The organism is Dyella sp. (assembly GCF_036568765.1).
Classification (GTDB): domain Bacteria; phylum Pseudomonadota; class Gammaproteobacteria; order Xanthomonadales; family Rhodanobacteraceae; genus GSA-30.
This window is the reverse complement of sequence record NZ_DATCRY010000172.1, coordinates 1-10,818: the sequence shown is the minus strand read 5'-3', so window position 1 is coordinate 10,818 and position 10,818 is coordinate 1. Positions and strand designations below refer to the sequence as shown.

The following is a 10,818-nucleotide window of genomic DNA, read 5'->3' as shown; positions in this document are numbered from 1 at the left end:
CTCAAACGCCACCTCTGGTGGCCTCCCAAAAACCAACTACGGCAATTCATCCGAGCCATCTCCAGCGGTCCTCTGACTTGGGTGTACACCGGCATCTCTACGTGAAAAACGTGGGGATACCTCAGGGGCTGGGGTGAGGGGACGCCGCAGGCGCAAAATCCCTCATGCGCAAACTATCCGGGAATCCCCCTAAAGGCGAGAGATCGTAACCGTTTCGGCGCCCAGCGATACCGATTGCGTGTCACCGGCATGGAAACTGTACGAGCCCTTTGCCTGCGCGAGTCCGTCCAACTGGTAATCGAGCACGATCGAGCCATCCGCCGCCCGACGACTGGACAGGTGGAAACGCATGTCGCCCAGCGTATCGCTGATCTCGCCTTCATCGCCGGCCAGCACATCGACTTGTCGCGTATTGCCACCTGCCGGATCGCTCAGTGCGATGCGATAGAGCACGCGCGCAGGCGGTAGCTTGGGATCGACACGGACTACCCGATCGGCCAACTGCGCTAGGCACTGGCTGAAATATACGCTCTGTAGCGAACAGACCCAGTATTGAGTAGGAACATCGACATGCAAGGCGATCTTGGCGGCGTCACAGGGCTCGCGTCCGGCGCTATCGCCTACCGACATGCAAGCTGCCGTCTGCGTGATGTTCGGGCTATCGGTATCGGTCGCCGATGCCGGTGGGATCGCTAGCAGCATAGCAAGGGCGAGAATGCCTTTATGCATAAAAAACTCCTTGATTTAGGGTGCCGTATGAAAAATCCAGCGTGTCGCCATCGCACGTGGAATTCCGGCAGGGAATCCACTCCTTATTCGGACAATTGGCGCCGAACCTGACAAGGAAACTGTTAATCAGATCACGAATTTATAGGGGGCATAAAAAAAAGAACGGGAAAAAATCCCGTTCTTTTTAGATACATCCCGATTTCTTTGATTAAGCGACTTACTTCTTGCCTTGCGCGGCAGGAACGAACTGCGTGCGCACGGCTTCGGCCAACTGGTCGGGCGGCAACAGGCCCTGGTTGATGACAAAGTCGTTGAACGCTTTGCGATCGAACTTGGGCCCGAGCACCAGCTGGGTATCCAGCCGAAGCTGCTGCAGGCGCATGTAGCCGTAGAAGTACGCGGTAGCCTGGCCGGGACTGTTGAAGGTGTAGCGGTCCAGCTCCTGGCGCGCCATGGCCTCGGACAGACCGACGTCATGAGTAAGCACATCGTGTGCGCGCTCGCGCGTAATCAGGCCCAGGTTGAGCATCGGATCGAGATAGGCACGCGCCGCGCGCATCATGCGAGCCTGCACGGCGGCGAACTGGCCGGCGGGTGGCTCGTACGGCAGCATCTCCGATTCGGCATAGAGCGCCCAGCCTTCCACGTTCACGCTATTGAACGCGAACAAGCTGCGAGCCAGCGACACGCCGCGCTCGACCATGGCGGCAAATTGCAGTTCGTGTCCAGGGCGGCCTTCGTGCGCCGTCAAGGTCCACGCAGCGGCCTTGAAGGTGAAATCGTCATAGGCCTGGCTGCTATCGCCGCTGCTCGACGGGTTGCCCATGGTCAACACGAATGTGCCTTGTTCGCCGTGGTTGTTGATGAAGGGCGGCGGATCCATGTGCGGTGCGGGTACGGCGGCCGCCTCGGCTTCCGAGGCTACGCGCATCTGCATCTTGCGCTGGGGCAGGGTGACAATATTCTCGCGGCGGATAATGTCCTCGATCTTGCCGATCACCTCGTGGTACCACGGCTCGACATCGTTCTTGCCCAGCTGTTGCTTTTTCAGCGCCTTGAGCACATCGCGATAGTCGGTGCTCTGGATGCCTTCGGCCTTGGCCACTTCCGGCGCCAGCGTGCGCATCCAGCTCTGCAGCTCGACGAATTCCAGTTGGGCGATCTTGATCAGTTGTTCCGGGGGAATGTCGATGCCGACCTGCTTGAGGTTATACGCATACAGCGGCTCGGGCAGCCGGAAATCGGCGCGTGCACGCGGCACGACAGTGCTGCGCACCCAGGCGTCGTAGCCCTTGATCTGCTCGTCGAGCGCGGCCAGTGCGGCCTTGGCTTCGGGTGTGTTGTCGAGCTTGTACTTCTGGAACAGTTGACGAATGCCCTGGGTGTAGCGAGCGCTATTGGCGAGCTTCTGCTCGACGTCGCCCTTGTATGGGCCCAGCAGCGATTTGTCCTTCAGGCTGGCGTTGACCAGTGCCTTGGCCTGTTCGGCGATCGGCGTGCAGCCCGGCGCTTTGCCTACATAGCACTGCAGGCGCGCAACGGCTTTGGCACGGCGTTCGGCGGGAACGTCGTCCTTGAGCAGCACGAATTCGCCGCTGAAGATCAGGTTGCCGACATCCTGGTACGGTAAGAGATATTTGCGATTCAGATCGATGCCTTCGATCTGATCGCCCGCTGCCTTGATCAGGATCTGCAGATCCTGGCGCACATTGGTATCGCGTTCGGTGGCGAGCATGCCTTCGAGCTTGCCCTTGGCTTCGACTAGCGCCTGGCGCGAGCGCGCGTCGATATTCGGTCCGAGGTCGGCGACCTTCGCGTCATAGGCAGGCAGGCCCACTTGCGAAGCGAATTCCGGACTGAAGCGGGCGATGGCTTCGAGCAGCACCTGCGAGTCGGCGTTGCTGCGCTCCACCCATCCTTGCGTGCCTTGTGCATGCAAGGCGCCAGCACCCAACAGTGTAGCCGCCAGAGCGGCCGTCAATCGTTTGTACATTCCATGACTCCCCAAATAGAGTGAAGCGAGACTAAGCGGGCCATGCGGCCGGCGCCTGTGCCGATTTAGCTAGGCGCGGTTAATGCAAAGCGCTAGGGGCTATAGGCATTAAGCAATAAGCCATGCGAAGCCGAACAGGCCGATCATCGCCAGCGAAACGACCAGCTTGACCAGCGTGCCGAAGAGCAACCCGATCCAGGTGCCGATGCCCACGTGGGCAGAGCGCAGTACGCTGGTGCCCGACAACAACTCGCCGCCCACCGCGCCGACGAACGGGCCGAACAGCAAGCCGGGAATGCCGAAGAACATGCCGACCACGGTGCCGACAGCCGCCCCCCAGATCGCTCGTTTACTGGCGCCTACGCGCTTGGCGCCGAGCGCGGTGGCGACGATATCGACAATGAAGCCGATCGCGCCTAGCACGGCGATGATGCTCAACCACCAAGCCCCGACGTGCTGGTAATGATCGACAGCGGCGGCCAGCCAGATGCCGCCGAAAATCACCGGAATGCCCGGCAGGGCGGGCAGAATCGTGCCTGCCAGGCCGATAAGTATCAGCACCGCCGATAGCACATAGAGCGCTATATCCATAATGCTCACGCAAAAAGTCCTTTGCTTGGGTTGCTTGGCACAGTCCGGTACGAATCGGCCACAATACGAGGCGGACCCGGCACGCAGTGTAGCCGGGCGCGATGCTACACAAGTATTTACCGGCGTGCCCAAATCCACCTTACTCAAGGCTGACGAGCTCGGCCGTATCGAAATGGTCGAGCGCGACGGTCAGCGCATGATCCGACGCGACATCGCCGCGGCCCGCTGGTGGGCGCGGTGGTTCGCGCGGCGTGCAGCCGCGCGCGAAGCGCGCGCCTTGCGCAAGCTGGCGGGCATCGACGGCGTACCGGCCTTGCTCGCCTGGGACGGCAAGGAGCTCCTGCGCGGCTTTATTGGCGGCCGCCCGATGCAGCAGGCGCAGCCTCGTAACCGCGACTACTATCGCCGCGCATTGCGCCTGCTGGCTGTGCTGCATCGACGAGGTATCGTGCACAACGATTTGGCCAAGGAACCCAATTGGCTGGTGCGCGAAGACGGCAGTCCGGGGTTGGTGGATTTCCAACTGGCTTGGACGCGTGGGCGCAGGGGGCGGTTATTTCGATTGCTGGCTCGCGAGGATGTGCGGCATCTGCTCAAGCACAAACGGACATATTGTGAAGATGCATTGACGCGGCGGCAACGCGCCATGCTCGATACACCCGCGGTGCATTCACGGCTGTGGCGCGCAACCGGCAAGCGTCTGTACAAGTTGATCGCGCGGCGCGTATTTGGGTATTGGGATAACGAAGGGAAGGGGCGGGTGCGGGATTGATGGTACACGGCATCGTTTAAGGCCTGCCTCTTCCAGCCTCACTCTTCGGCCGGAAACCGCTCCATCAAGAACTCGATCACGCTGCGCAACTTCGCTGTCGGTCGCCGATCCTGCGCATACAGCAAATGCATCGGCATCGGCCGCGACCCCCAGCCAGGCAGCACGTGTATCAATCGGCCAGCTTGCAGATCCTCGCCAAGCAGAACTTCCGGTTGCAATACGATCCCGGCATCGGCCAATGCCGCGACGCGCAGCGCTTCGCCGTTATTCGCCGTGAACGATCCTTTTACGGGCACTTCGATCTCGCCTGTCGGCCCGATCAATCGCCATCGATCGCGCGGCGACCAGGTACTGAGGCTGATGCAGTTGTGCGCACTCAAGTCCTCCGGCGTCTGCGGTGTGCCACGCTGCGCGAGATAACGCGGCGTGGCGGCCATCGACATGCGAAACGGCTGCAGCGGTCGCGCTACCAGGCGATCGTCGCCAATCTCGCCGATGCGCAGCCCCAGCTCGAAGCCTTCATTGACCAGATCGTAGGCGCGGTTATCGAGTGACAGCTCGATACTGACTTCCGGATGCCGCTCGAGGTATTCGGTCAAGGCCGGAACCAGCTTGCGGCTACCGAAAGTCAGCGGCGCGGTCATGCGCAGCACACCGCGGGGCGTGGCTTGTAGTTCCGACGCGCTCGACTCGGCCAGCTCGATATCGGCCAGCACCTGCTTGCAACGTTCGTAGTAGAGCCGGCCGACATCGGTCAGCTGTTGGCGACGCGTCGTTCGGTGTAAAAGTCGAGCCCCCAGGCGTAGTTCGATATTGCGTACATGCTTGCCAGCCATAGTGGCCGAGACGCCGGCCTCGGCGGCCGCCGCGGCGAAACTGCCGGTATCGACCACGCGTACGAACATGGCCATATTGGCGAGCTTGTCCATCATTCAAAACCTATAGGTTTGCAATGAATCAAGCCTAGCGATGTTTATCAACCGAAGAAAGTTGGCCAGACTGTATTTTTTCCCCTGCTTAGGAGCTTCGAGCCATGCGTATCCTGATCGTTGGTGCCACCGGCACCATTGGCCGTGCCGTCACTGCAGCTCTGGCCGGCCGGCATGAAGTCCTGCGCGCGGGGCGCCGCTCCGGCGAATTGACGGTCGATGCGACCGATCCGGCCAGCGTGCAGGCGATGTTCGAGAAGGCCGGTCCGTTGGACGCGGTGATCATGACCGCCGGCGGCGCGCATGTCGGCCCGCTGGGCGAGATGACGGCCGAGCAGTTCCGTGTCGGCCTCAACGACAAGTTGATGGGACAGGTCAACATGGTATTGGCCGGGCAGCGCTACCTGCGCGATGGCGGCTCGTTCACCTTGACCAGCGGCGTGATCAGCGAGCACCCGATCAAGCACGGCGTGTCCCTGATGGCGACCAATCGCGCGATCGAAGGCTTTGCACAGGCCGCCGCCTGCGAACTGCCACGCGGCTTGCGCATCAATGTGGTCAGCCCCGGTGTGCTGACCGAGTCGATGGAGGTCTACGGGCCGTATTTCCCCGGTACCGAGCCCGTGCCCGCCGCGCGCGTTGCCTTGCGCTACGAGCTCAGCGTCGAAGGCGTCGAGACGGGCAAGATTTACAAGATCTGGTAAACAGGTCTACTTCTCGACGAAGGCCCGCTCGATCACGTAGTCGCCCGGCTCCCGCGTGCGCGGCGACGCCTGGAAGCCGCGGCCGTCGAGCAGAGCGCAGGTGTCCTCGAGCATCGCCGGGCTGCCGCAAAGCATGACCCGGTCGGTGTCGGGGTTGAGGGGCGGCAGGCCGGTCGCCTGGCTCATCACGCCGTCGGCAATGGCGTCGGTGATGCGGCCGCGGTTGCGAAACGGCTCGCGTGTGACCGTGGGGTAATAGATCAGTTTCTCGCGCACGAGCTCGCCGAGGTAATCGTGCTGCGGCAGCTCGCGTTCGAGGTAATCGGCGTAGGCCAGGTCGCTGATATGCCGCACGCCGTGCGCCAGCACGATCTTGTCGAAGCGCTCATAGGTATCCGGATCGCGCACTATGCTCATGAACGGCGCAAGGCCGGTCCCCGTGCCCAGCAGATACAGGTGCCTGCCGGGCTTGAGGTCGTTGAGCACCAGGGTGCCGGTGGGCTTGCGGCTGACGATGATCGGATCGCCGGGCTTGAGATGTTGCAGGCGCGAGGTCAGCGGCCCATTGGGCACCTTGATGCTGAAGAACTCCAGATGCTCTTCGTAGTGCGCACTGGCGATGGAGTAGGCGCGCATCAACGGGCGCCCTTCCACTTCCAGGCCGATCATCACGAAGTGGCCGCTTTCGAAGCGAAAGCCGGGATCCCGCGTCGTGCGGAAGCTGAAGAGACTGTCGTTCCAGTGGTGCACGTCGATCACGTGCTCCGTCGCCAATGCCACCATGCCGGTTACCGTTACCTGAGACGAAAAGGAAATGCTGCGAAGCAGGCGACCGGTTCAATCGGTCGCACAAGGCTCGTGTGGGTTTGCGGCAGCAGGGCCGCGGCCTGACGAGCGCTGCCAGGGAGTGCAGCGGACGCACACATTATGCCATCGATGGCCCCACAGTCGTCGCGAATTTGTGCGACGCAACATCTCGGGCCCCCGCCAGTAGCCCCTTGGTCGGTCGGTGCGACAAGCGGAGAGTCTCACTAAGCAACCAGACAATCGCAATATATTACGAATTTATTTCTGTTTCCGCGCTTCTGAAAAGAAGTCGGGCCAAGCTGAAAACGGTGAAGCGCGCGACATAACTATATGTACGATCTTCATATTATGCCGCGCGGTTGTGGCGTTAATCTGGGTTCGGGGCGGCGCCAGGGCGGCGGATTATTTCAGCGACCGGCATGGCTTGTAACTTGTTTGTCATCAATCGCACCCAGTATCGCGACCAAATGTTTTGTTCGCGTTAGCACGCCTGCAACTTTTTTTGCTCCTGCAACAGGGGCATTTTCAAAATTCAAGGGAAACATTCATGCGTAAATCGGCGATAACGGCAGCGCTGCTGCTGGCTTTCGGTGCAGTGGGCAGTGTCCATGCCTACGATGACGGTGGCGTCGACGACATCTTCGTGCGCGGTCATATCGACGGCGAACTGCGTGCCTATAACTTCGATCGTCTCTACGACAGCAAGACCACGCCGGATCAGCATGCATTCTCCGGTGCTGCCCTGGTCAATGCGCAGACCGGCTCGTTCTGGGGCGGTTTTGGTTTCGGTACGTCCTTCGTGACCGCCAATTCGTTCGGTACGCATTCGGATGCGCTGTCGCGCATCGATACCACGCTGGCCGGTCCGAACAATTCGATCGGTGCCTTCAGCCAGCTCTACGCGCAGTTCAAGAACGACAACGTGTTGGTGCGCGGCGGTTACCAGTACCTGGATACGCCGTGGATGGGCAAGAACGATTCGCGCGTGCTTCCCTCGTCGTACAACGCCATCCTTGTCGATGTAACGCCGGTGAAGGGATGGGATCTCTATGCGATCCGGGCTTTTAGCTGGAAGAGCCGCACATCCACGGGCATGTTCAAGGACAACCTGTACTACCCGTCCACCTTCGATGGCGATTCGAGCTACGGCAACAACGGCTCGCTGCCGGCCACCGCACGCAAGGCCAATGGCACCAGCGCTGTGGGTACCGCGTACGCCAACGGCGGGCTCAAGGCACAGCTGTGGTACTACAACTTCCTCGGCTTCGCGAAGATGACCTACGCCGAGGGCGGGTACACGCTCAAGACCGACTCCCCGTTCAATCCGTTCCTGTCGGTGCAGTACCTGCATGAGACCAGCGGAAACGACAACATCCTGGTCGAAACGCAGACCAAGCTGTTTGGCGTGGCAGGTAATCGCGTGGACGCGCAGGTCTGGGGCGCCGATCTGGGTACCAGCATCTACGACGGCCGTGTCGATGTTTCCTATAACAAGCTCAGTGACGAGAAGGGCGCAGTAGGCGACGGCGCGCTGATCTCGCCCTACACCACCAACTATGCGACCGATCCGCTCTATACCACCTCGATGATTCGCGGTTTGGTGGAGGAAGGTCCGGGCCATGCCTGGAAGGCGCGCGCGCAGTACAACTTCTTCGACAAGAAGCTGCAACTGGTGGCGGCCTACGCCAAGTACACCACCGAGCTGCGCGGCAGCAGCCACGATGTGTACTTCGACATCATCTATAGCCTGGATCAGTGGGTGAAGGGTCTGACCGTCCGCGATCGCTGGGAGCGTTCGGTCGGTGGCATTGCCAACCTGAATCCGACCAATCAACCGTTCGTGTACAACCGCCTGATGCTCACGTACAAGTTCTGATGGCTTTGCGTTTGAAAAAGCAAGAAAGCCCCGAAGCGATTCGGGGCTTTTTTTAATGAGGGTCAGGCGGTTGGCGTAGGAGCGTGCGTGACGTGGCCGCCACTTCTGGGAACGTCTAAAAACCTCTCAATCGCCCAAATATAGCGAAAGCGGATCCTATCGTTGTGGGAGCGACTTCAGTCGCGACAAGGACTTGCGGTGAGGCACGATTGTCGCGACTAAAGTCGCTCCCACAGAAAGCAAGTTTTTCGAGGTTCCCTTCTAACGGAAGAGCCCGACTTTCAGGTGATCGAGTCCAGCGAAGTCCGGAATGGCCGCCACATCCCGTCCGCTCCTTCGATATTGATGACCACCGAACAGCGCTCGGCACGCTGGAGCCGTTCGGCTTCGCTGGCCGCAAATTCCACGGCATCTTTGCGCGTGGCAAAGTGCTGCCGCCGGTTGCGGCCAATCGCAACGGTCCAGCTGCGATCACGTTCAGGAGCAAAGGGAATATCGATCATCAACATGGCGGATCCTTTCGCGTAAAAGATTGCGTTTCCGTCTGAGTAGGAAATGTCGTGGCCGGATCGTCACGATGTTCACATTTAGAAAAGTACGAAAGCTGGCCGCTTCCGTTAAGTCTGTCTGTCGCGGACCTTTCATTGCGTAGGCCGCCGGAAAATCGTCGCGGGTGAAACCCATGGCAGGCCAACGGATGGCTCGATTTGTCGGGTTCACACCTCAATTTCAGTCCGCCGATGCCGATACCTCACCTGACGGATGGGGGACTCCACATGTTTGTGATTATCGGATCGATCGTCGTGCTGATCAGCGTGATCGGCGGCTTCGTGCTGTCGCACGGCAATCTGCTCGCGCTATGGCAGCCTTACGAAGTATTGATCATTGCCGGTGGCGCGATCGGTGCGTTCGTTGTGGCTAATCCGCCTTCGGTGGTCAAAGCGAGCCTGGCGGGCATCGCGGGGCTATTCAAAGGCCCGAAGTATGGGAAGCAGGACTATGTCGACCTGCTGTCCTTGCTCTACGACTTGTTCAGCGCGATGCGCAAGGAAGGCTTGCTTGCACTGGAAGAACATATCGAGGATCCGGCGTCGAGCCGGATTTTCTCGGCCTATCCGCGCCTGATCCGCGAACATCACCTGATCGATTTCGTCACCGACTGCCTGCGTCTGATTGTTGGCGGCAATATGAACGCGCATGAGCTCGAATCCCTGCTCGAAGTCGAGCTTGAAGCGCATCACGCCGAAGCCGAGGCTCCCGGTCTGGCGATCGCCAAGGTGGCCGATGCGCTGCCTGGCTTCGGCATTGTTGCTGCGGTGCTCGGCATCGTGACCACCATGTCCCAACTGGGCGGCGACACTTCGCGCATCGGCGAACATATCGCCGGCGCCCTGGTCGGTACCTTCCTGGGCATTTTGTTGAGCTACGGCTTTATCGGGCCACTGGCTGCGGCCATGGAAGCGCGCGCACGGGAAGACGGTCGCGCGTTCGAATGCGTCAAGGTAGCCCTGATGTCCAGCCTGCGCGGCTACAACCCGATGGTCGCGGTCGAGTTCGGCCGCAAGTCGCTGTCCGCGACGACGCGTCCGACTTTCCAGAGCCTCGAAGGCCATCTGAAGGCAGCGCGCTGATGAACGAAGACTCGTCGATCATCATCGTCAAGCGACGAAAACGAACCTCCCATGGGCACCATGGTGGGGCGTGGAAAGTCGCGTACGCCGATTTCGTCACGGCTATGATGGCCTTTTTTTTAGTGATGTGGATTCTTGGTGTGGGATCGCGCGAGCAGAAGGCGGCGATCGCCGACTATTTCAAGAATCCGTCGCCATCGGTCGGTGCGTCGATGCGCGCTGCGCCGGGCGTGGTGGGGCAGGGCGGGCCGAGCGCCAGCATGATCAAGCTCGGCGGTGCCATGGATCCGCCTAAAGGCGAAGGCAAAAGCGTCGGCCAACGCAAGATCGGCGGGCCCGACACATCGGCGCAGGACGCCAAACTTGCCGCCGAGCGCGACAAGGCACGCCTGGAAGACCTGCGTCGCGACTTGAACGCGGCACTGGATCGTAGCCAGGCACTGGCGCCGTTCAAGGATCAGTTGCTGTTGGACCTGACGTCCGAAGGTCTGCGTATTCAGATCGTCGACAAGCAGAATCGCCCCATGTTTAGTAGCGGCAGCGCGGCGTTGGAACCTTATACCGTGGATATCCTGCACGAGCTGGCGCGCTTTATCGACGAGGTGCCCAACCGCATCAGCATCTCCGGCCATACCGATTCCTTGCCTTACAACGGCACCGACGGCGCTGGTCATTACGGTAACTGGGAATTGTCGGCCGACCGCGCCAATGCGGCGCGTCGAGCTCTGCTCGATGGCGGCATGCCCGTGGAGAAAGTGACCCGCGTGGTCGGGTTGGCCGAGGCGG

At 60.6% G+C, this 10,818-nt stretch carries 11 protein-coding genes; 5 read left to right on the top strand and 6 right to left on the bottom strand.

The annotated features are described in order from the left end of the window. Positions 1 to 189: 189 nt before the first annotated feature. From VIM98_RS12085 to VIM98_RS12075, 3 genes are all read right to left on the bottom strand, one after another. Positions 190 to 729 (bottom strand): hypothetical protein, encoded by a 540-nt coding sequence (locus VIM98_RS12085; protein WP_331993359.1) that lies wholly within the window; start codon positions 727 to 729, stop codon positions 190 to 192. A 217-nt stretch (positions 730 to 946) separates the two neighbouring features. Beyond that, on the bottom strand, positions 947 to 2,722 hold the full coding sequence (locus VIM98_RS12080) for a DUF885 domain-containing protein (protein WP_331993358.1): 1,776 nt from the start codon (positions 2,720 to 2,722) through the stop codon (positions 947 to 949). 108 nt (positions 2,723 to 2,830) lie between these two features. Then, positions 2,831 to 3,313: a DUF456 domain-containing protein gene (locus VIM98_RS12075; RefSeq protein ID WP_331993361.1), complete on the bottom strand. Its 483-nt coding sequence runs from the start codon at positions 3,311 to 3,313 to the stop codon at positions 2,831 to 2,833. Between the two features lie 172 nt (positions 3,314 to 3,485). Here VIM98_RS12075 and VIM98_RS12070 point away from each other — a divergent pair, with 172 nt between their 5' ends. Next, positions 3,486 to 4,085: a serine/threonine protein kinase gene (locus VIM98_RS12070; protein WP_331993360.1), complete on the top strand. Its 600-nt coding sequence runs from the start codon at positions 3,486 to 3,488 to the stop codon at positions 4,083 to 4,085. 38 nt (positions 4,086 to 4,123) lie between these two features. Here the strand turns inward: VIM98_RS12070 and VIM98_RS12065 are convergent, their stop codons facing one another. Then, positions 4,124 to 5,017 carry a LysR family transcriptional regulator gene (locus VIM98_RS12065; protein WP_331993357.1) on the bottom strand — a complete coding sequence of 298 codons (894 nt, stop codon included), beginning with the start codon at positions 5,015 to 5,017 and terminating at the stop codon, positions 4,124 to 4,126. A gap of 101 nt (positions 5,018 to 5,118) precedes the next feature. Between VIM98_RS12065 and VIM98_RS12060 the strand changes: the two genes are divergently transcribed. After that, positions 5,119 to 5,718 carry a short chain dehydrogenase gene (locus tag VIM98_RS12060; RefSeq protein ID WP_331993356.1) on the top strand — a complete coding sequence of 200 codons (600 nt, stop codon included), beginning with the start codon at positions 5,119 to 5,121 and terminating at the stop codon, positions 5,716 to 5,718. Positions 5,719 to 5,724: 6 nt separating this feature from the next. On the opposite strand, the gene VIM98_RS12055 is transcribed toward VIM98_RS12060, so the two are convergent. Next, on the bottom strand, positions 5,725 to 6,501 hold the full coding sequence (locus VIM98_RS12055; protein ID WP_331993355.1) for a ferredoxin--NADP reductase: 777 nt from the start codon (positions 6,499 to 6,501) through the stop codon (positions 5,725 to 5,727). Between the two features lie 571 nt (positions 6,502 to 7,072). Between VIM98_RS12055 and VIM98_RS12050 the strand changes: the two genes are divergently transcribed. Then, positions 7,073 to 8,401, top strand: coding sequence for a hypothetical protein (locus VIM98_RS12050; protein WP_331993354.1), 1,329 nt, complete (start codon positions 7,073 to 7,075; stop codon positions 8,399 to 8,401). A gap of 281 nt (positions 8,402 to 8,682) precedes the next feature. Here VIM98_RS12050 and VIM98_RS12045 read toward each other — a convergent pair whose 3' ends face one another. Next, positions 8,683 to 8,910: a hypothetical protein gene (locus VIM98_RS12045; protein WP_331993353.1), complete on the bottom strand. Its 228-nt coding sequence runs from the start codon at positions 8,908 to 8,910 to the stop codon at positions 8,683 to 8,685. 267 nt (positions 8,911 to 9,177) lie between these two features. Here VIM98_RS12045 and motA point away from each other — a divergent pair, with 267 nt between their 5' ends. Both motA and motB read left to right on the top strand, forming a co-directional pair. Next, positions 9,178 to 10,032, top strand: a complete 855-nt coding sequence (gene motA / locus VIM98_RS12040) for a flagellar motor stator protein MotA (RefSeq protein ID WP_331993352.1) — start codon at positions 9,178 to 9,180, stop codon at positions 10,030 to 10,032. After that, positions 10,032 to 10,818: flagellar motor protein MotB (gene motB, locus VIM98_RS12035; protein ID WP_331993351.1), on the top strand; the 787-nt coding region annotated here is incomplete at its 3' end. The genes motA and motB, both read left to right, overlap by 1 nt.

What these genes read in the sequence shown, in the direction of transcription:
- VIM98_RS12085 (WP_331993359.1), bottom strand. Translation starts at nt 729, where the DNA reads ATGCATAAAGGCATTCTCGCCCTTGCTATGCTGCTAGCGATCCCACCG.
- VIM98_RS12080 (WP_331993358.1), bottom strand. Translation starts at nt 2,722, where the DNA reads ATGTACAAACGATTGACGGCCGCTCTGGCGGCTACACTGTTGGGTGCT.
- VIM98_RS12060 (WP_331993356.1), top strand. Translation starts at nt 5,119, where the DNA reads ATGCGTATCCTGATCGTTGGTGCCACCGGCACCATTGGCCGTGCCGTC.
- VIM98_RS12070 (WP_331993360.1), top strand. Translation starts at nt 3,486, where the DNA reads ATGGTCGAGCGCGACGGTCAGCGCATGATCCGACGCGACATCGCCGCG.
- VIM98_RS12065 (WP_331993357.1), bottom strand. Translation starts at nt 5,017, where the DNA reads ATGATGGACAAGCTCGCCAATATGGCCATGTTCGTACGCGTGGTCGAT.
- motA (WP_331993352.1), top strand. Translation starts at nt 9,178, where the DNA reads ATGTTTGTGATTATCGGATCGATCGTCGTGCTGATCAGCGTGATCGGC.
- VIM98_RS12050 (WP_331993354.1), top strand. Translation starts at nt 7,073, where the DNA reads ATGCGTAAATCGGCGATAACGGCAGCGCTGCTGCTGGCTTTCGGTGCA.
- VIM98_RS12075 (WP_331993361.1), bottom strand. Translation starts at nt 3,313, where the DNA reads ATGGATATAGCGCTCTATGTGCTATCGGCGGTGCTGATACTTATCGGC.
- VIM98_RS12055 (WP_331993355.1), bottom strand. Translation starts at nt 6,501, where the DNA reads ATGGTGGCATTGGCGACGGAGCACGTGATCGACGTGCACCACTGGAAC.
- VIM98_RS12045 (WP_331993353.1), bottom strand. Translation starts at nt 8,910, where the DNA reads ATGTTGATGATCGATATTCCCTTTGCTCCTGAACGTGATCGCAGCTGG.